19 protein-coding genes are annotated in these 18,840 nt (G+C 61.9%); 7 read left to right on the forward strand and 12 right to left on the reverse strand.

Annotation, left to right across the window (positions count from 1 at the left end; all coding sequences use genetic code 11):
* Positions 1–96: 96 nt before the first annotated feature.
* A complete protein-coding gene (locus PseAD21_RS03380; RefSeq protein ID WP_102354501.1) occupies positions 97–996 on the forward strand; it encodes a neutral zinc metallopeptidase in 900 nt (299 codons plus the stop codon).
* Positions 997–1,950 (forward strand): alpha/beta hydrolase family protein, encoded by a 954-nt coding sequence (locus PseAD21_RS03385; protein ID WP_102354502.1) that lies wholly within the window; start codon positions 997–999, stop codon positions 1,948–1,950. It begins immediately after the preceding gene.
* Positions 1,951–2,086: 136 nt separating this feature from the next.
* On the opposite strand, the gene PseAD21_RS03390 is transcribed toward PseAD21_RS03385, so the two are convergent.
* The 3 genes from PseAD21_RS03390 to PseAD21_RS03400 all read right to left on the reverse strand — a co-directional run bounded on the left by PseAD21_RS03390 (position 2,087) and on the right by PseAD21_RS03400 (position 4,221).
* A complete protein-coding gene (locus PseAD21_RS03390) occupies positions 2,087–2,680 on the reverse strand; it encodes an HAD family hydrolase (RefSeq protein WP_102354503.1) in 594 nt (197 codons plus the stop codon).
* Positions 2,677–3,546, reverse strand: a complete 870-nt coding sequence (gene tesB, locus PseAD21_RS03395) for an acyl-CoA thioesterase II (protein WP_025108735.1) — start codon at positions 3,544–3,546, stop codon at positions 2,677–2,679. The genes PseAD21_RS03390 and tesB overlap by 4 nt, the downstream gene beginning before the upstream one ends.
* Positions 3,547–3,651: 105 nt before the next feature.
* Positions 3,652–4,221 (reverse strand): GNAT family N-acetyltransferase, encoded by a 570-nt coding sequence (locus tag PseAD21_RS03400; RefSeq protein ID WP_102354504.1) that lies wholly within the window; start codon positions 4,219–4,221, stop codon positions 3,652–3,654.
* 96 nt (positions 4,222–4,317) lie between these two features.
* Here PseAD21_RS03400 and PseAD21_RS03405 point away from each other — a divergent pair, with 96 nt between their 5' ends.
* Complete coding sequence (locus tag PseAD21_RS03405) at positions 4,318–5,238, forward strand: histone deacetylase (RefSeq protein ID WP_102354505.1); 921 nt, start codon at positions 4,318–4,320, stop codon at positions 5,236–5,238.
* Between the two features lie 281 nt (positions 5,239–5,519).
* Positions 5,520–6,761, forward strand: a complete 1,242-nt coding sequence (locus PseAD21_RS03410; RefSeq protein WP_102354506.1) for a TIGR03862 family flavoprotein — start codon at positions 5,520–5,522, stop codon at positions 6,759–6,761.
* 106 nt (positions 6,762–6,867) lie between these two features.
* On the opposite strand, the gene PseAD21_RS03415 is transcribed toward PseAD21_RS03410, so the two are convergent.
* On the reverse strand, positions 6,868–8,208 hold the full coding sequence (locus tag PseAD21_RS03415; RefSeq protein WP_102354507.1) for a DEAD/DEAH box helicase: 1,341 nt from the start codon (positions 8,206–8,208) through the stop codon (positions 6,868–6,870).
* 65 nt (positions 8,209–8,273) lie between these two features.
* Entirely contained in the window at positions 8,274–9,215 is a 942-nt protein-coding gene (gene yedA / locus PseAD21_RS03420) for a drug/metabolite exporter YedA (RefSeq protein WP_102354508.1), read from the reverse strand.
* A gap of 163 nt (positions 9,216–9,378) precedes the next feature.
* Between yedA and PseAD21_RS03425 the strand changes: the two genes are divergently transcribed.
* Entirely contained in the window at positions 9,379–9,831 is a 453-nt protein-coding gene (locus PseAD21_RS03425; RefSeq protein WP_102354509.1) for an Lrp/AsnC family transcriptional regulator, read from the forward strand.
* A 135-nt stretch (positions 9,832–9,966) separates the two neighbouring features.
* Here the strand turns inward: PseAD21_RS03425 and PseAD21_RS03430 are convergent, their stop codons facing one another.
* From PseAD21_RS03430 to PseAD21_RS03440, 3 genes are all read right to left on the reverse strand, one after another.
* Positions 9,967–10,572: a PolC-type DNA polymerase III gene (locus PseAD21_RS03430; protein ID WP_102354510.1), complete on the reverse strand. Its 606-nt coding sequence runs from the start codon at positions 10,570–10,572 to the stop codon at positions 9,967–9,969.
* Positions 10,573–10,613: 41 nt separating this feature from the next.
* On the reverse strand, positions 10,614–11,093 hold the full coding sequence (locus tag PseAD21_RS03435) for an NYN domain-containing protein (RefSeq protein WP_102354511.1): 480 nt from the start codon (positions 11,091–11,093) through the stop codon (positions 10,614–10,616).
* Between the two features lie 181 nt (positions 11,094–11,274).
* A complete protein-coding gene (locus tag PseAD21_RS03440; protein ID WP_102354512.1) occupies positions 11,275–12,030 on the reverse strand; it encodes a DUF2076 domain-containing protein in 756 nt (251 codons plus the stop codon).
* A 178-nt stretch (positions 12,031–12,208) separates the two neighbouring features.
* Between PseAD21_RS03440 and PseAD21_RS03445 the strand changes: the two genes are divergently transcribed.
* Both PseAD21_RS03445 and PseAD21_RS03450 read left to right on the forward strand, forming a co-directional pair.
* Positions 12,209–12,883 carry a YciC family protein gene (locus PseAD21_RS03445; protein WP_102354513.1) on the forward strand — a complete coding sequence of 225 codons (675 nt, stop codon included), beginning with the start codon at positions 12,209–12,211 and terminating at the stop codon, positions 12,881–12,883.
* A 74-nt stretch (positions 12,884–12,957) separates the two neighbouring features.
* Positions 12,958–14,037 (forward strand): endonuclease/exonuclease/phosphatase family protein, encoded by a 1,080-nt coding sequence (locus tag PseAD21_RS03450; RefSeq protein ID WP_102354514.1) that lies wholly within the window; start codon positions 12,958–12,960, stop codon positions 14,035–14,037.
* Between the two features lie 126 nt (positions 14,038–14,163).
* Here PseAD21_RS03450 and PseAD21_RS03455 read toward each other — a convergent pair whose 3' ends face one another.
* From PseAD21_RS03455 to PseAD21_RS03470, 4 genes are all read right to left on the reverse strand, one after another.
* Positions 14,164–15,000, reverse strand: a complete 837-nt coding sequence (locus tag PseAD21_RS03455; protein WP_102354515.1) for an ABC transporter ATP-binding protein — start codon at positions 14,998–15,000, stop codon at positions 14,164–14,166.
* Positions 14,988–15,791: an ABC transporter permease gene (locus tag PseAD21_RS03460; RefSeq protein WP_047602568.1), complete on the reverse strand. Its 804-nt coding sequence runs from the start codon at positions 15,789–15,791 to the stop codon at positions 14,988–14,990. Before PseAD21_RS03460 ends, PseAD21_RS03455 begins: the two co-directional genes overlap by 13 nt.
* A gap of 9 nt (positions 15,792–15,800) precedes the next feature.
* Positions 15,801–16,787 (reverse strand): ABC transporter substrate-binding protein, encoded by a 987-nt coding sequence (locus tag PseAD21_RS03465; protein WP_102354516.1) that lies wholly within the window; start codon positions 16,785–16,787, stop codon positions 15,801–15,803.
* A gap of 363 nt (positions 16,788–17,150) precedes the next feature.
* Positions 17,151–18,641, reverse strand: coding sequence for an aldehyde dehydrogenase (locus tag PseAD21_RS03470; RefSeq protein ID WP_102354517.1), 1,491 nt, complete (start codon positions 18,639–18,641; stop codon positions 17,151–17,153).
* Positions 18,642–18,840 lie beyond the last annotated feature (199 nt).

Raw genomic sequence — 18,840 nt, forward strand, 5'->3', positions numbered from 1 at the left:
GCCCGGCTGTCTGACGACCGGACTGGCGCCGCTTCCGCGCACCAGCAACACTCATCACCACGCAACGTTCACCCTGCACAAATAGAGGATTCCCACATGCTATGGAAAAAAGGCCGACGCAGTGACAACGTCGTCGACGCCCGGGGTGATGAAGGCGACAGCGGTGTCGGTGGCGGTGGCATGCGTTTCGGTGGCGGCAAGGGCCTGAGCCTCGGGGCGATTCTGCTGATCGTCGGCATCGGCTGGATCACCGGACAGGACCCTTTGCAGATCCTCGGCCAGCTCACCGGGCAGATGACCGAGCAATCGGCACCGGCCACGACGCAAACCCGCCAGGCGCCACCGGCCAATGACCAACAGGCCGAATTCGTCCGCTCGATCCTGGGCGACACCGAAGACACCTGGGGTGCGATCTTCCAGCAGGCCGGGCGCCAATATAAGGACCCGACCCTGGTGCTGTTCAGCAACCGGGTGAATTCCGCCTGCGGTCTGGCCACCTCGGCCACCGGCCCGTTCTATTGCCCGGCGGATCAGAAAGTCTATCTGGACATGGCGTTCTTCCAGGAAATGGCCCAGCGCTTCAAGGCCGCCGGTGACTTCGCCCAGGCCTACGTGATCGCGCACGAAGTCGGCCACCATGTGCAGACGCTGCTCGGCGTCTCGGCGAAAATTCAGGCCGCGCGCCAGCAGGGTCGGCAGATGCAGGGCGATGGCGGTTTGCTGGTGCGTCAGGAATTGCAGGCCGACTGCCTGGCCGGCGTCTGGGCCTACCATGCGCAGAAGCGCCTGAACTGGCTGGAACCCGGTGACGTCGAAGAAGCCTTGAACGCGGCCAACGCCATCGGTGATGATCGCCTGCAACAACAGGGTCAAGGCCGCGTAGTGCCGGACTCGTTTACCCATGGTACGTCGGCGCAACGAGTGCGCTGGTTCAAAACCGGATTCGCCCAGGGCCAGGTCGGCCAGTGCGATACCTTTGCCGCGAAAAACCTGTAAATGCGCAAATGGCTTTTGGCTTTACTGATCATCGGCGGCAGTGCCCAGGCCGCCGGCGTCGATGCGATCAGTCCCGGGCGCCTGCAACTGAAGGCCGGGGAAATGGCCGTCGGCATCGGCCCGGCTCCGGAGAAGATCGAACGGGTGCTGATCGTCATTCACGGTCGTCTGCGCAACGCCGAGACCTATCGCAAAAGCGCCGAGAGCGCCGCCGAACTGGCCGGGCAAACCGCGCACACGCTGGTGATCGCTCCGCAGTTTCTCAACGAAAGTGACGTCGCCCTGTATTCCCTGCCGAACACGTTGTTGCGCTGGAAAGGCAACGAGTGGATGGGTGGCGGGTTATCCACAGGGCCGAACCCACTGAGTTCCTACGCTGCACTGGACGAAATCGTCGCCCGGATCAGCGATCGCAAGCAGTTTCCGGATGTGCAGCAGATCGTGATTTTCGGCCATTCCGGTGGCGGTCAAGTGGTGCAGCGCTACGCCCTGCTCGCCAAGGATCAGCCGGCGCTGAAAGCCAACGGCATTCGTCTGCGGTATGTGGTGGCTAACCCGTCGTCGTACGCTTATTTCAATGAACAGCGGCCGGTGGCGTTCGATCACGCACAGTGCCCGGGCTTCAATCGCTGGAAGTACGGTCTGAGCGACATGCCGGTGTACGCCGGTGGGCAAACGCCGTTGCAGCTTGAAAGCAGTTACATCAAGCGCGAGGTGATTTATCTGCTCGGCCAGCAGGACATCGACCCGCAGCATCCGGCGCTGGACAAGAGTTGCGCCGCCGAAGCCCAGGGCGCGTATCGCCTGGAACGCGGCAAACTGTTTTTCGGCTACCTGCTGCGCCGCCATCCGGAAGGGGTCAATCAGCGGCTGGTCGAGGTGCCGGGGGTGGGGCATAACGGTGATGGGATGCTGACGTCGCCGGAGGGGCAGAAGGCCCTGTTCGATCAGTAAATCCTTGCGGTGGCAGTTCTGGCCTCTTCGCGAGCAAGCCTGCTCCCACAGGGGGAGTGCATTCCCCCTGGATGAATGCGATCAAACTGTGGGAGCGGGCTTGCTCGCGAAGGCAATCTGGCAGGCACCGAAGATCTCAGGCCGAAAGCATCTGCCGCAACGCCACACAATCCTGTGCATGCCAATCCGTCAGCTCCGGCCACGGGTTATCCGGCAAATTCACCAACACCGTCCGCGCCCCGGCCGCTCGCCCGCAATCCAGATCGAAGCGGTAATCACCGACCATCACCATCTCGCTGGCCGGCACCTTCCAGGCCTCGGCCAGTTTCAGCAACCCGCCAGGATGCGGCTTGGGCGGAGCTTCATCGCGGCCCAGTACATCTTCCACCGCGAAGCAGTCGGCCAGGCCAATCGCTTCGAGCGTCACATGCGCCAGCTCCCGTGCATTGCGCGTCAGGATGCCAAGGCGATAACCGCGCCCGTGCAGGTCGCGCACCAGCTCCACCGCTCCCGTCGCCGGTTTTGAACCCAGCGCCAGATCACGCTCATGCTCCAGCAGCCACGCATGCTTCGCTGCAGCTTCATCGGTCGGCAGCGCCGCGAGATGGGTGAGAATGTCGTCCTCGGGCGGAATCGCCAGCGCCACGCGGATCGCTGCAAAATCGTGCACCGCGACGGTCAGGGTGCCGTCCATGTCGAACACCCAGTGCTTCACATCGCTCAGGCTCATGCCCAATCCTTGCGGTGACGAATCAAGCCTTCCTGGGTCACCGACGCCACCAGTTGCCCGGCGCGGTTGTACACGCTGCCACGGGAGAAGCCACGGGAATTGCCGGCCCACGGGCTGTCCATCGCGTAGAGCAGCCAGTCATCGGCGCGCAGATCGTTGTGGAACCACAGCGCGTGATCGAGGCTGGCGACCTGCATGTCTTTCTGCCAGACCGACTTGCCGTGGGGCAGCATCGAGGTGGTCAGCAGGCCGAAGTCCGAGGCGTAGGCCAGCAGGTATTTGTGCAACGCCGGAATATCGGCCAGAGCACCGTCGGCACGGAACCACACGTACTTCACCGGATCAGCCGGCTGCGGGTTGTACGGGTCCTTTTCGGTGACCGGGCGCACTTCAATTGGTTTCGGGCACAGCAGTTTTTCGCGCATGTGCTCGGGGATCAGATGCGCGCGTTGCTGGGTCAGTTCCAGCTCCGACGGCAGGTTTTCCGGGCCGACCACCACCGGCATCTGGCTCTGGTGCTCGAAGCCTTCCTCGTCGTACTGAAACGACGCGCTGCAGGTAAAGATCGGGTGCCCCTTCTGGATTGCCGTCACCCGGCGGGTGCTGAAGCTGCCGCCATCACGCACGCGATCCACCGAATACACCACCGGCAACTTGGCATCGCCCGGGCGCAGGAAATAGCCATGCATCGAATGCACATGGCGCGCCTCTTCAACCGTCTGACTGGCCGCCGACAGCGACTGGCCGAGCACCTGACCACCGAACAACTGACGGAAACCCAGGTCCTGGCTGCGGCCACGGAACAGGTTTTCCTCGATCGGCTCCAGGGTCAGCAGGTCGACCAGATCATCCAACACTTGGCTCATTCAGACTCTCCTCACACAACGCTATGCCGCGCAGTCTTGGCTGCGGCGGCCCATTCAGGTTCTGGCGCGAGCCACTGTCGCGCCATTGTAAACGTCCGTGTCGGCTTAGCCATGCAAGGTCTGTAGCCATTGCTCCCGGGTAATGCGATACAACAGATGCCGACGCAACGGGTGATCGGCTGCAAGCTTGGGATGATCGAAATCATCGGCCGGATCGTGATGCATGCCAATCGCCTGCATGACTTTCTCCGACGGCAGATTGCTCTGCGCGGTGAAGGACACGATCTCCTTCAGCGCCAGCCGATCGAAACCTGCGCGCAATGCCGTCCAGGCCGCCTCACTGGCGTAGCCCAGGCCCCAATGTTCCTTGGCCAGACGCCAGCCGATTTCCACGGCCGGGGTGAATGGCGCCTCGAAGCCAACCACACCGAGGCCGGTAAACCCGATGAACTCGCCGCTGTCCTTGCGCTCCAGCGCCCACAGGCCGAAACCGTGCTCGGCAAAATGCCCGCGCACCCGGCCGATCATTGACGCACTTTCCAGACGACTCATCGGCGCCGGAAAATAGCGCATTACCTGAGGATCGGCGCACATCGCTGCAAATGCCGGCAAATCCTCGTCGCGCCACTGGCGCATCAACAGGCGTGCGCTTTCGAGTTCGTTTATCGGCTCCATCGTGCCCCTCCGTTTGCATGCCGCAAGTCTACATCGCTGGTAGGATCCTTCACGCTTTCCTACGTTCCTGATCCCACGTTCTGATAAGAAATCACCATGCCTCTGCCGCTGATCTACCACGAAGACTACAGCCCCGAGTTTCCGGCGGATCACCGCTTTCCGATGGACAAGTTCCGCTTGCTGCGCGATCACCTGGTGGACAGCGGCCTGACCCGCGACGCCGACCTGCTGCGCCCGCAGATCTGCCCCAACGACATCCTCGCCCTCGCCCATGACCGTAGCTATATCGAACGCTACATGAGCGGCGAGTTGTCCCGCGAAGACCAGCGGCGCCTTGGCCTGCCGTGGAACGAAGCACTCGCCCGACGCACCGTGCGGGCCGTCGGCGGCTCGATTCTGGCGGCCGAAAAAGCCCTGGAACACGGACTGGCCTGCCACTTGGCAGGCGGCACGCACCACGCCCACTACGATTACCCGGCCGGGTTCTGCATCTTCAACGACCTGGCGATCATCAGCCATTACCTGCTGCAAAGCGGTCGGGTAAACCGCGTACTGATCTTCGATTGCGACGTGCATCAGGGCGATGGCACCGCGCGAATTCTGCATGACACGCCGGAGGCGATCACCGTTTCCCTGCACTGCGAAAAGAATTTTCCTGCACGCAAGGCCGAAAGCGACTGGGACATTCCACTGCCCAAAGGTATGGGCGACGCCGATTACCTGAAAGTGGTGGATGACACGCTCAACTACCTGTTGCCGCTGTATCAACCGGATCTGGTGCTGTACGACGCCGGGGTCGATGTGCACAAGGACGACGCCCTCGGTTATCTGCAGCTGACAGACACAGGCGTCGCCGCCCGCGATGAAAGCGTGATGCGCCATTGCCTGGGCCGCGACATCCCGGTGGTCGGCGTCATTGGCGGTGGCTACAGCAAGGATCGCCACGCCCTCGCCCGCCGCCACGGCATCCTGCATCACAGCGCGCAGCGGGTCTGGCAGTCACTGGGTTGTCATTAAGGTGTGCTGCGTTACCCACAATGGCTGTGGAACGGCCTGTGGATAACCTGAGCGAAAGGGACTACAGGCCATAACGAACATGGCGTACAGCGTGGTGATCATTTTTTAACCACATACCGAATTCACCTCGATCTCCTTGTAGGAGTGAGCCTGCTCGCAATGGCGCACTGACATTCAGCGTTTATGTCGTCTGATAAACCGCCATCGCGAGCAGGCTCACTCCTACAAAGGTCTGCGCTGTTAGAATGCGCGCCTTATCCCGCCATACCGCAGCGCACGCCATGACCCAGACATCCGCCCCCCTCCCCGCTCACGTCACCATCATCGGCGGTGGCCCCGCCGGCCTGATGGCCGCCGAAGTGCTGAGTCAGGCCGGCGTGCGCGTCGACCTGTACGACGGCATGCCGTCGGTGGGGCGCAAGTTTCTGCTGGCCGGGGTCGGCGGCATGAACATCACCCATTCCGAAGCCTACCCGGCGTTTCTCTCACGCTACGCCGAACGCGCACCGCAGATCGCGCCGTTGCTGCGCGCCTTTGACGCCGATGCGTTGTGCCGCTGGATTCATGAACTGGGCATCGAGACCTTTATCGGCAGTTCCGGCCGGGTGTTCCCCACCGACATGAAAGCCGCCCCGTTGCTGCGTGCCTGGCTCAAGCGCCTGCGCGATAGTGGCGTCGTTATCCACACCCGCCATCGCTGGCTCGGCTGGGATGAACACGGCGCACTGCGTATCGCCAGCCCCGACGGCGAAATCACCCTGAAGCCCGACGCCACCCTGCTCGCCCTCGGCGGCGGCAGTTGGTCGCGCCTGGGTTCAGATGGCGCATGGATGCTGCCGCTGGAGCAAAAAGGCGTAGGACTGGCGCCATTGCAGCCGAGCAATTGCGGCTTCGAGGTGCAGGCCTGGAGCGATTTGCTTGTGAGCAAATTCGCCGGCGCACCGCTGAAAAATGTCGCGATCGGTTTGAACGACGATATCCCGCGCTTGGGCGAATGCGTGATCACCGCAACAGGCGTTGAAGGCAGCCTGATCTACGCACTGTCGGCGCCGATTCGCGAGGCGATCAACGCGCATGGCTCCGCCACGGTGCACATCGACCTGCTGCCGGGCCGGCCTGTGGATAAATTGCAGGCGGCACTGAGCAAACCGCGAGGTTCACGCTCGATGGCCAAGCATCTGCACAGTCAGGTCGGGATCGATGGGGTGAAAGCGGCGTTGTTGCGTGAATTGACTGACGCGGCAACCTTTGCCGACCCGGCGCTGTTGGCCCGGGCGCTCAAGGCGTTGCCGTTGACCCTGGTGAAAACCCGTCCGCTGGACGAAGCGATCAGCAGCGCCGGTGGCGTGACGTTCGAGGCGATGGATGAGCGCTTGATGCTCAAGGCGTTGCCGGGGGTGTTTTGCGCAGGGGAGATGCTGGACTGGGAGGCGCCGACGGGCGGCTATCTGCTGACGGGGTGCTTTGCCAGTGGGCGGGCTGCGGGGTTTGGGCTGTTGGAGTGGTTGCAGCGCAAGGGCTGAAGACCGAGGTGCACCCAATCGCGAGCAGGCTCACTCCTACAGGGGAATGCGTTCCAATGCAGGAGTGAGCCTGCTCGCGATAGCGGTCTGACAAGTGCAGCGAATACTACGGTTTGCGCTTGCGCGGCCCGGTATTGAACACCGGCACTTTACGCACAGGCTTGATCGAAGGTTCCGGCGCCTGCGTCTCGCCGCTGTCGACCCACTTGCCGAGATTGCGCTTGCCGCCACCGCCGCCTGATGCCTTCGGCTTTTTCGGTTTCTTTGGCTTCTTGATCACCTGACCGCTGGCATCGGTATCCGGCACGCGGTGCTCAGGCTCGAAATCCGGCTCGTTCTGACGCTTGAGCGTCTGGCGAGTCAGCATTTCAATCGCCGACAACATGTTCACTTCATCCGCGCACACCAGCGAGATCGCCTCGCCCGTAGCGCCAGCACGGCCGGTACGACCGATGCGGTGAATGTAATCCTCGGCCACGATCGGCAAGTCGAAGTTGACCACCAGCGGCAGGTCTTCGATGTCCAGACCACGGGCAGCCACGTCGGTCGCTACCAGAATCTGCACTTCACTGAGCTTGAAACGATCCAGAGCACGCTGACGGGTCGCCTGCGGCTTGTCGCCATGGATGCCGTCGGCGTTCACGCCCAGGCCCTGGAGTTTTTCCACCAGCGCGTCCACGCCGTTGCGGGTCTTGGCGAACACCAGCACTTGCTTCCACTTGTTCTTGCGCATCAGGTGCACGAACAGTTCCGGCTTGCGCTTCTTGTCCACCGTCACCACCCACTGCTTGACGGTGTTTGCAGCGACGTTGCGCGGGCTGACTTCGACGCTCAGCGGATCGTTGAGCATCTGCCCGGCCAGCAGGCGAATGTCATCGGAGAAGGTCGCGGAGAACAGCAGCGTCTGGCGCTTCTTCGGCAGCATGCGGTAAATGTTCGCCAGTTCTTCGGAGAAGCCCAGGTCGAGCATACGGTCGGCTTCATCCAGCACCAGGGTTTGCAACTGATCGAGTTTCAACGCGTTCTGACGGAACAGGTCGATCAAGCGACCAGGCGTGGCGACAAGCACATCAACGCCGCCGCGTAGCTTCATCATCTGCGGGTTGATGCTGACGCCGCCGTACACCGCATAAGTGCGCAATGGCAGGTTTTCAGCGTATTGGCGCACCGACTCATGAACCTGCTCCGCCAGCTCGCGGGTCGGTACCAAAATCAGCGCACGCGCCGAATTAGCGGCCACTTTCGGCCCTTCCATGGCCAGCAACTGCAGCAGCGGCAAGGCGAAACCGGCGGTCTTGCCGGTGCCGGTCTGGGCCGCAGCCATCAGGTCGCGACCGGCCAGAACGGCCGGAATGGCTTGCGCCTGGACCGGCGTTGGAGTCTGGTAGCCGAGCGTCTCGAGGGAGCGCAGCAAGGGTTCGATCAGGCCAAGGGTGGCGAAAGTCATGGGAATACCGTAGGAAAAATCAGCGCGGTTGCGCAAAACAAGGGTGCAATGGCGCGCAGTTTACCCTAATTCACACGTTGCTCAGTCGCAATGGCTGACTTCGGCGCCTCCACGACGAGCGGCTGCGCCGGCCGCCGCCACTGCGGCAGACCGATCAGCACCACCGCACTGATGATCACCAGCATCGCCAGCGCTTCTTCCATGCCGATGGTCTCGCCGACAAACACGATCCCCAGCAATACCGCCACCGCCGGGTTGACGTAGGCATAACTGGTGGCCGCTGCCGGACGCACGTGCTTGAGCAGGTACATGTAGGAATTGAAGGCGATGATCGAGCCGAAGAAGATCAGGTACGCCAACGCCATCCAGCCTTCCACCGGCGGCACGGCTTGCAGGTGTTCGCCACTCACCGCGCTGCCGATCAGCAGCACCACGCCCCCCACCAGCATCTCCACGGCACTGGCCATCGCCCCTTGCGGCAGCGGCAGGGGTTTGCTCCAGACCGAGCCGAACGCCCAGGTCGCCGCCGCGAAAATAAGCAAAGCCGCGCCCATGGGGCTCGATTGCAGGTTGGAGCCCATGTTGAGCATGGCGATACCGATAATCCCCAGTGCCACCCCGGCCCACTCCAGCCGCGTATTGCGCGCGCCCCAGAAATACCCGCAGAGCAAAGTGAACAACGGCACCGTCGCCACCGCCAGTGCCGCCACACCGGAAGCCACGCCCGTGTGCTCGGCCACACTCACCGCGCCGTTACCGAAGCTAAGCAGCAAAATCCCGATGATCCCCGCCGCTTTCCACTGCGCCCAGGTCGGTGCCGGCGCCCCGCGCCAGCGCAGGAAGGCGTACATCAGGCTGCCAGCAATCACAAAGCGTACCCCGCCGAGCATCAGCGGCGGCCAGTATTCGACGCCAATGCGAATCACCAGATAGGTCGATCCCCAAATCACATACAGCGCGAAAAACGCGGCGATCAACGGCAAGGAAAAACGGCGCAAGGCAGGCATGGGCAGCTCGAATGTCAGAGGTAGCGGATGAATTATTCTAGAAAGGCCGGCGTGCAAAAATAAGCTACAAAACCTGTTTATAGCGCCGGTACACTTTTGAAAGAACGGAGATCGGCGGGATAAACAGCGATTTCGAAAGTCTGGCAATTTAAGGAGTCCGGCCTTGGACAAATACGACCGCATGCTGCTCAGCGCTCTGCTGGAAAACGGCCGAGCGTCCTACGCCGACCTCGCGCGCAAAGTGAACCTGTCCGCTCCGGCCGTGGCCGAACGCGTGGCCAAGCTCGAGGCGTCGGGGGTGATCACCGGGTATCAGGCGAACATCGACCTGTCGAAAATCGGCTTGCCGATCCAGTGCATGATCGAGTTGCGCCTGCACCAGAACGGCAGTCAGAAGGTCTACGACGAACTGGCGAAAATCCCGCAACTCATCGAGTGTTTTCGAGTGACGGGCGATCCCTGCGTGATGATGAAGGGCGCGGTTGGTTCGATGACGGAGCTGGAGGAGTTGATCAATCGGGTGGCGAAGTTCGGCTTCAGCAAGACTTCGATTGTGCTATCGAGTGCGATCGAGAAGCGTGTGCCGCTCGGCCACATCGAAAACAACGGCAAGTAATCAGGAACTCAGAAGATCCAAATGTGGGAGCGGGCTTGCTCGCGAATGCGGTGTGTCAGACAACATTTTTGCCGAATGACACACCGCTTTCGCGAGCAAGCCCGCTCCCACAGGGGATTTGTGTTGGGCCGGGGATCAGCGATAGCGCTGCAGGTGTTCGCTGACTTTGGCCGCCGGGACTTTCTGCAGTTTGCACAACAGGTCGTGGTTCAGCTCACGCACCCCATGCTTGTGCCGCAGCTCTTGCGCCAGATGCGCCATCAGATTGGCCGCCATCTCCGCATCCGCCATCGCCCTGTGCGCCTGGCCGGTGTGCGGCAAACGCGCGAAGGTGGTGAGAGTACCGAGCTTGTGATTCGGCGCCGCCGGCATCAGGCGGCGTGCCAGCAGCAGCGAACAGGCAAAATTCTGCAAACGGGTGCGTTTGATCCGCCCCAGTTCGAAGTCCCAGAACTTCTGGTCGAAAGAGGCGTTATGCGCGACCAACGGCGTGCAGCCAACGAATTCGTTGACCTCTTCCATCACCCGTTCGGCCGATGGTGCGGTGCGCAACATGGCGTTGCTGATGCCGGTCAGTTGTTCGATGAAGGCCGGGACGCGCACGCCAGCGTTCATCAGGCTCTGGTAACGCTCGACGATGCGTCCGTTTTCCAGCATGACCACGGCGATTTCCGTGGCACGACAGCTGCTGCTCGGCGACAGGCCAGTGGTTTCAAAGTCGATGACTGCAATGCGTTCCAAACCGGGTTCAACTCCGTACAAATCAATTCTTCAGTAACAGCTCAATTCTTCAACAACAACACGCCTTCGATCGGCACGTAACGGCTGGCGGCGCGGATCAGCGAATTGGCGGTCAGGCCAGGCACACCATAGGCCACTGCCTGTACGCCGTGTTTGCTGATGATGCGTTCGAGCAGCATGTCGAAGTCGCCGTCACCGGAGGCCAGGACGATTTCGTCGACGTGGTCGGCGGCGTCCATGATGTCGAGGGTGATGCCCACGTCCCAGTCACCCTTGGCCGAGCCGTCGCTGCGCTGGATGTAGGGCTTGAGCTTCACGGTGAAGCCGAGGTTGCGCAGGATCTGCTGGAACTGCTGCTGCTTGCTGTCACCACGGTCGATCGCATAGGCATAAGCCTCGACGATCTGCCCGTCCTTGCTGATGTCTGCCCACAATGCGGCGTAGTTGAAGTGACAACCATAGGCCTGACGCACGGTGTAGTAGAGGTTCTGCACGTCGGCGAACACTGCGATTTTTTTCACCGGGATTCCTGTGAGCGCATAGCGCACGAAGCGGGATCAGGCGCCAGGCCCGAAAAAGGCGCTCAGTATGCCAGTCCTCAGGAAGGTGGCGCGAATAATCGACCCACCACTCCGGACGGATGGTGGGTTGTGGTGAGGGGATTTATCCCCTCACCACAGGTTGGTACGGGCGGCTGATCAGTCAGACGAAGGAGTCGTCGTCATCGAAGAACGACGAGTTGTCGTCGCTGTAGTCGGTGTCGGCAAGACCGCCCTGGTCGTTACCGAAGCTGTCGTTGCCAGCCATGCGCTGATCATTGCCCCAGTCGTTGTTGCTCTGGTCAGCCACTTGCGCCGGCTCTTCCTTGATCACCTCAACGATTTCTTCAGGCTGCTGGTTGTGATGGAACAGGCTGCTGATGCCTTGCGCCAACATCACACCACCGGCCACGCCAGCGGCAGTTTTCAGGGCGCCGCCAAGGAAGCTGCTGCCCGCTGCCGGGGCGGCTTGCTGTGCGTAATTTGGCGGTGGCGCGGCATAGTTCTGTTGTGGCGGTGGCGCAGCGTAGTTCTGCTGCGGTGCCGGCTCACGCCAGCCGCCGGTGGAGGCCGGAGCGCTCTGGGTCGGCGCCGGACGCGAACCGCCGCCGAAGATGCTCGACAGGAAACCACCGCCGCCACTCGGTGCCGGTGCCGCGCCCTGGGCCTTGGCCGCTTGCAGTTCAGCCTGCAATTGCTGGATTTGCTGGGTCAGCTGCTTGTTCTGTTCGTCGAGGCTCTTGATGGCCGCCTCTTGCACCAGAATCGCCTGGGTCATGAAATAACCTGCCGCCGGCTGGCGGGTCAGGTGTTCCTTGATCCGCGCCTCGGCCTGGGCGTCACGCGGGGCTGCCTCCGTTTCGGCCTGTTGCAGCCGGGAAAACAGTCCATCGATCAGGGTTTGCTCTTCGCTGTTCATGGCGACCTCGTAGATTGCCGGGGATAACGTTGCCCGTGTCCACTGTGGACAAGGCGCACCTCTGTAATGGAGGCAGTGACAGGATGTTTCAACGACCTTTACCGAATGTTTACGTTTGTGTCGGCCCGCGCATCATCGGTTAAAGTGAGCCACTGTTTTCGACCTGCGATACCGACTGATGAATGCCTTCGATGTACTGCGTGACTCTCTGTATTTTTTCAAACGCCATCTGGCCAGCATCGTGCAGTTGTGCCTGCCACTGGTGATCTTCGAAGCGGCGCTGCAGCAAGTGGTGGATCATGTCACCGACCCGGACAGTTTCTCCGCCGCCAGCGTGGTGGTCGGTCTGCTGGTGTATCCGCTGTACACCGCCGCGCTGATCCTGTTCCTCGATGCCCGCACCCGTGGCGAAGCCCCGCGCACCCTCGACCTGCTGGCGATGTCCGCCCGGCTGTGGCCGCGCTTCGCCCTGCTCACGGCGCTCAACACCTTGCTGATTCTGCTCGGGCTGTCGCTGTATTTCCTGCCAGGCCTGATGCTGATGGTGATGCTGGCGTTCGCCGAATATCTGCTGGTGCTGCGCGGCATGGGGCCGTTGCAGGCGATGAAGGAAAGCCTGCGCCTGACCCGAGGGCATTTCTGGCGGATCCTGCTGTGCATTCTCTGCGTGATGGGACCATTGTGGCTGCTCAAGGGCGCGACCCTGGCGGTGTACCCCGACCCGCAGAATCCGCTGATCGCGGTACTGATCGACAGTGCGCACAGCTTCCTGCAACTGTTCACCAGCGTAGTGCTGTTCCGTCTGTTCATGCTGATCAGCGAATTGCCTGACAAACGTAACGGAGCGGTCTGACTTCAGGGGCCTTGGGCCAAGCGTCTGCGGTCGGGTATGCTCGGGGTCACTTTTGTAACGCGATAAGCCGAGCCATGCCCCGTCTGCTGCGCTACACCCTGTTGCCGTTTTTGCTCGCCATCGTCCTGATCGGCGGGCTGATCCACAGCCTGACCTGGCGCCCCGATGCCCGGGAAACCCTGCCGGTCACCTGCACCGGTACCCCGCCGAACCTGGTGCCCGGGCAGGCGTTGAAAGTCATGACCTGGAACGTGCAATACCTCGCCGGCAAGCGCTACGTGTTCTGGAACGACCAGGCCCAGGGCAACGATGAAGCGCCAACCCCGGAAGACATGGCCTTCAGCCTCGACGAAGTGGCGCGGGTGATCCGCGATGAGCAGCCCGACGTAGTCCTGCTGCAAGAGCTGGACGACGGCGCCAAGGCCAGTGATTACCAGAATCAGCTCAAGCTGCTGCAGGAACGGGTCACCGACCTCTACCCGTGCAGCGCCCACGCCTTCGACTGGAAGGCGGATTTCGTCCCCGAACCACACATTTTCGGCAGCGTTGGCCGACAACTGGCAACCCTGAGCCGCTACCGCATCGAACACGCCGAACGCCTGCAATTGCCGGCGCCCCCGGCGAACATCATCAGCCGCCAGTTCCAACCCAAGGACGCCCTGCTCGCCACCAAGCTGCCGCTGAGCGACGGCGGGCAACTGACGGTGTTCAACACGCATCTGGATCGCGCCAGCCAACCCGACGACACCTTGCAGGCGCAAGTGACGGCGGTGGCCAAGGTGCTCGACAAGTACGAAAGCCAGGGCCTGCCGTGGCTGATCGGCGGTGACTTCAGCCTGTTGCCGCTGGGCCAGTATCAACGCCTGCCTGCTGATCAGCGCACGCCCTACTCGATCGACAGCGCACTGCACCTGTTGTGGGACAAGTACCCGATGATCCCGACCAACAACGAAGCCAGCGGCATCGACCGCGCCCACTGGCTGACGCACTACCCCAACGACCCCGGCCTCAATGGCCCGGATCGCACGGTCGACTATCTGTTCTACAGCCCGAAAATCAAACGGGTCGAGGCCAGGGTGCGGCAGGACGATACCTTGCGCATTTCCGATCACTTGCCGGTGATTGCGCGCTTCCTGCTCCCCGCCACCCCGTAGCCAGCGAACACAATACCCCCCTGTGGGAGCGGGCTTGCTCGCGAAAGCGGTGTGTCTTCAAAGTTGATGACGGCTGACACTACGCCATCGCGAACAGGCGAAGGCCTACAAAAGAGCGTGCTCGACTTAGTGGACTTCTTCGAGGTCATCGTGCAGCAGCCCGAAGATCTCCCGTTTCATGTCGATGAACGAGCGCTCCATGACCATGTCCAGTGAGCGCGGGCGTTCGATCGGCACGTCGAGGATCTGCTTGATCCGCCCCGGTTTGGCGCCCATCACGTAGACCCGGTCCCCGAGCAGAATCGCTTCGTCAATGTCATGAGTCACGAACAGCACGGTCTTCTTGCTGTTACCCCAGACCCGCAGCAACAACTGCTGCATCTGCAAGCGGGTCTGGCTGTCCAGTGCGCCAAACGGTTCGTCCATCAACAGGATCTGCGGATCATTGGCCAGCGCCCTGGCAATCGCCACGCGCTGCATCATGCCGCCCGAGAGCTGCTTGGCGTAGCTGTCGGCAAACCCGGCCAGGCCCACTTCGTTGACGTAATAGTCGACGATTTCCTTGCGCCGCGCCGCCGGCATGCCGCGTCGTTTGAGGCCGAATTCGACGTTCTGCCGTACCGTCAGCCACGGAAACAGCGTGTAGCTCTGGAACACCATCCCCCGATCGGCACCGGGGCCCTGCACTTGCTGACCGCCGACGTAGATCTCGCCGGACGTCGGCTCGGCCAGGCCAGCGGTCAGGTACAACAGGCTCGATTTGCCGCAACCCGACGGCCCCACCAGCACCGCGAACTGCTGGTCCGGCACTTCGAACGACACCTGCTCCAGCGCAGTGAACGTGCCGCCATCGGGTTTCTTGTAGCGCAGACTGACCTTGTCCACTTGCAGGCGCGCAGCGGCTTGCGGCGCGGCAGCTCGCGGTTCGATGAAACGATGATTGGCAGCGGTTACTGAGCCCATGCGGCAACCCTCAAGCGAAGAAAACGGAACAGTTGATCGGTGACCAGACCGAGCAGGCCGATGATCGCGATGGCGAGGAAAATCACGTCGACCTGAAAGCCGCGCATGGCTTTGAGGCTCAGGTAACCGAGGCCACTGGAGGCCGCGACCAGCTCGGCCACCACCAGATACGTCCAGGCCCAGCCCATGGTCACGCGCAGGGTGTCGAGCACACCGGGCACCGAGGCCGGGGCGATCACATGCAGCACTGCGTCGCGACGGTTGGAACCGAGGGTGTAAGAGGCGTTGATCAGATCCTTGGAAATCCCTTTGGACACGTCAGCGATCATCACCAGTTGCTGGAAGAACACGCCGAAGATAATCACCGACACACGCTGCTCCAGACCGATACCAATCCACAGGATGAACAGCGGCACGAACGAGGTCACCGGCAGGTAGCGAATGAAGTTGACCAGCGGTTCGAGGAACGCCTGGACGATGCGGAAGCTGCCCATCAACAACCCCAGCGGCACCGCCACCAGCGACGAGACAATGAAGCCGACCATCACCACTTCGACGCTGGCCCACACATGGGTGCCGAGGGTGCCGTCGCGGCTCAGGCGTACGGCCGCCTCGAGCACCGCGCCGGGGGTTGGCAGAAACATCCCCGGCACGATGCCGCCGTAGGACAACCCGGCCCACAGGCCGACCAGCAACACCCACGCCAGGCCGCTGGCGCTCCACACCACTGGCACCGGTAATCCGGTCTTGGGCGTGAGGCAGCGGCTCAGCCATGATTTGCGCTTGAACATGCAGACCTCCTAGAGCGGGCTGACGAAACGGTTGTCGACCAGATCGTCATGGCTGACGTTGTAGGGCTTGCCCTGCAGTTCGCTGGCGGTTTCGTTGGCGAGTTTGATCAACGCCGCGCTGTCACCCGGCTTGCCCGGCGAACCGAGAAGTTTTTCGCTCATCGCCTGATCGTAGAAGCGCACGCCTTTGGCGGCAGCGGCCAGTTCCTTCGGATCGGAGAGATAGCCGCCAACGCCTTTGGCCATGATCGCGTAAGCCTCGTCCGGGTGTTCCTGGGTGTACTTGACCGCCTTGTACAAACCGCTGACCAACGCCTTGACGTCCTGCGGCTGTTTTTCGATGACGCTGCAATTGAGCGCCACCACATCGACGATCACCCCCGGGGTACTGCTGCTGTCGATCAGCACCTTGCCCTGCTGCTTGTCGCGTACCATCGACAGGTGCGGTTCCCAGGTCACGGCGGCCGGCACGCGACCGGCGATGAACGCGGTGGCGGCATCGTCGGCGGTCATGTTCTGCACGGTAATGTCGCTCATTTTCATGCCGTTCTTTTTCAGCAGGTACGACAGCCAGAACTGCGACGTCGAGCCTTCGTTGACCGCCACGGCCTGGCCCTTGAGTTCCTGCAACGACTTCACGTTCTTGCCGACCAGCACGCCGTCGCCACCATGGCTGTCATCCAGCGCCGCAACTGCCTTGAAGCAGAACTGCGGACGGTATTTGAGCACCTCGTCGATAGTCGACGCCGAGCCTGACAGTTGGCCGGACGCCTGCGCGGCCATGTACATCGAAGCTTCTTCGACCACCGGCAGTTCAACGGTCAGGCCGTTTTCCTTGAAGTAGCCCAGGTCCTGAGCCAGGTAGAGGGTGCCGTAGCCAACCCAGGTGGTATGGCCGATGGACAGGGTGCCGGCCTGGGCGCTGGTCGCGACCGTGGCTGCAAGGGCGGTGATCGCCAGAGGGTGGGTGAGACGAATACACAAGGACTTGATCATGGAGCACTCCCGACGCTGTTGATTTAGTTTTGTCATGGGCAGTACGGCCGGCACCAATGATGTGAATCCACGCTGCGGTCTCTGCTGGACTCTGGCGTGAAACACCGGGCTGGCGAGATCGATGGTGGCCCATGTGCGGGCCGAGGAAAATCAGGAAATTGTTGGCAGCAAATGATGAAAAAACTGGGTAGCGCGCACTGCTGAAGGGCAGGGTTGGCGGGGATGCTCAAAGGGGGGGCAGATCAAGGATTTTCTGTGACTGACCCACCGCATTCGCGAGCAAGCCCGCTCCCACAGTGGTTCTGTGTTGATCACAAATCCAATGTGGGAGCGAGCCTGCTCGCGAAAAGGGGTGACGCGGTATCAGCGCAACTGAAACCAGGTGGTTTTCAGCTGGGTGTATTTGTCGAACGAGTGCAGCGACAGATCGCGGCCAAAACCCGATTGCTTACCGCCGCCGAACGGCACGGTCACGTCCAGCGCATCGACGGTATTCACCGACACCGTGCCCGCCCGCAGCCGTCGCGCCACACGGTGCGCGCGATGCAGATCATCAGTCCACAGCGACGCCGCCAGCCCGTAGACACTGTCATTGGCCAGACGCACCGCTTGGTCTTCATCGTCGAACGGCACCACCGCCAGCACTGGCCCGAATACCTCTTCGCGAAACAACGGCATGTCGGCGCGGACGCCAGTAAAAATCGTCGGTTCGATGAAGTTGTCCGTGCCATTGAAGCGCCGCTGCTGGCCGCCACACACAAGGGTCGCACCCGACTGCTCGGCGCTGCGAATGGCACGCATGATGCTCGCCGTCTGCCGGTGATCGACGATCGCCCCGGCACGGCTTTGCGGATCGAGCGGATCACCCGGCAGCCAGCGCTCGGCCTGAGATTTCAGGCGTTCGACAAACGCGTCGTGAATCGAACGCTCTACCAGCAACCGCGAGTTGGCCGAACACACTTCGCCCTGATTGAAGAAGATCCCGAACGCGGCTTTTTCCGCCGCCAGATCCAGATCGCGGCAATCGGCAAACACCAGGTTGGCACTCTTGCCGCCGCACTCCAGCCACACTTGTTTGAGGTTGGATTGCGCCGAGTACTGCATGAAATATTTGCCGACCTGCGTCGAGCCGGTGAACACCAGGCAATCGACGTCCGGGTGCAGGCCCAAGGCTTTGCCGGCCTGTTCACCAAGCCCCGGCAATACGTTGAGTACGCCCGCCGGCAACCCCGCTTCCAGCGCCAGCTCGGCCAGACGCAACGCCGAAAACGGTGATTGCTCGGCCGGTTTGAGGATCACCGAGTTACCCGCCGCCAGCGCCGGCGCGAGCTTCCACGCGGCCATGTCCAACGGGAAATTCCACGGCACCACCGCCGCCACCACGCCCAGCGCTTCGCGGGTGATGGTCGCCAGCACATTGGCGGCGCCGGGGGCGATCTGGTCGTAGAGTTTGTCGATGCTTTCGGCGTACCAGCGAAACCCCCCGGCGGCGCCCGGCACATCAATGCTGTAAGCGTCCATCACCGGTTTGCCCATGTTCAGCGAATCGAGCAGGGCCAATTCTTCACGATGCGCCATCAGCAGATCAGCCAGGCGCAGCAGCACTTGCTTGCGCTCGGCGGGCGGACGTTGCGCCCAGGTGCCGGTCTCGAACACCTGTCGCGCGTTACGCACCGCCGCGTCGACATCCTCCTCGCCACAGGCGGCGACATTGGCCAGTAACTGGCCAGTGGCGGGATTGATCGCGGCGAAGGTCTGCCCCGATTGCGCGGCGCAGTGTTGACCGTTGATCACGGCTTGATCGGGAAACTTCAATGCAACGGCCTGGCGCTGCCATTCTGCAAGCTCGAACACGTCGGATGCTCCTTGGACGTTATTGTGCAGTCGATGGTCGCTCAGGCCCCAGCGGGCTAAAACCAGTAAAAACATCTTCGCAGGCAATGAAAAAACTGCTCAATCGGTTTCCCCAAAACCTGCGCGGATGACTAAGGTTCAAGGACAAAAACATCGTCGCGCAGCGGACGTGGCGGCGCACAAATTGCCTGGAAGTCGA

The organism is Pseudomonas sp. AD21 (assembly GCF_002878485.1).
Lineage (GTDB): Bacteria > Pseudomonadota > Gammaproteobacteria > Pseudomonadales > Pseudomonadaceae > Aquipseudomonas.

Coding starts and splice junctions, on each gene's coding strand:
- PseAD21_RS03460 (WP_047602568.1), bottom strand. CDS start 15,791: ATGTTCAAGCGCAAATCATGGCTGAGCCGCTGCCTCACGCCCAAGACC.
- PseAD21_RS03400 (WP_102354504.1), bottom strand. CDS start 4,221: ATGGAGCCGATAAACGAACTCGAAAGCGCACGCCTGTTGATGCGCCAG.
- yedA (WP_102354508.1), bottom strand. CDS start 9,215: ATGCCTGCCTTGCGCCGTTTTTCCTTGCCGTTGATCGCCGCGTTTTTC.
- PseAD21_RS03385 (WP_102354502.1), top strand. CDS start 997: ATGCGCAAATGGCTTTTGGCTTTACTGATCATCGGCGGCAGTGCCCAG.
- PseAD21_RS03455 (WP_102354515.1), bottom strand. CDS start 15,000: ATGGGCTCAGTAACCGCTGCCAATCATCGTTTCATCGAACCGCGAGCT.
- PseAD21_RS03380 (WP_102354501.1), top strand. CDS start 97: ATGCTATGGAAAAAAGGCCGACGCAGTGACAACGTCGTCGACGCCCGG.
- PseAD21_RS03450 (WP_102354514.1), top strand. CDS start 12,958: ATGCCCCGTCTGCTGCGCTACACCCTGTTGCCGTTTTTGCTCGCCATC.
- PseAD21_RS03415 (WP_102354507.1), bottom strand. CDS start 8,208: ATGACTTTCGCCACCCTTGGCCTGATCGAACCCTTGCTGCGCTCCCTC.
- PseAD21_RS03390 (WP_102354503.1), bottom strand. CDS start 2,680: ATGAGCCTGAGCGATGTGAAGCACTGGGTGTTCGACATGGACGGCACC.
- PseAD21_RS03440 (WP_102354512.1), bottom strand. CDS start 12,030: ATGAACAGCGAAGAGCAAACCCTGATCGATGGACTGTTTTCCCGGCTG.
- PseAD21_RS03465 (WP_102354516.1), bottom strand. CDS start 16,787: ATGATCAAGTCCTTGTGTATTCGTCTCACCCACCCTCTGGCGATCACC.
- PseAD21_RS03405 (WP_102354505.1), top strand. CDS start 4,318: ATGCCTCTGCCGCTGATCTACCACGAAGACTACAGCCCCGAGTTTCCG.
- PseAD21_RS03410 (WP_102354506.1), top strand. CDS start 5,520: ATGACCCAGACATCCGCCCCCCTCCCCGCTCACGTCACCATCATCGGC.
- tesB (WP_025108735.1), bottom strand. CDS start 3,546: ATGAGCCAAGTGTTGGATGATCTGGTCGACCTGCTGACCCTGGAGCCG.
- PseAD21_RS03445 (WP_102354513.1), top strand. CDS start 12,209: ATGAATGCCTTCGATGTACTGCGTGACTCTCTGTATTTTTTCAAACGC.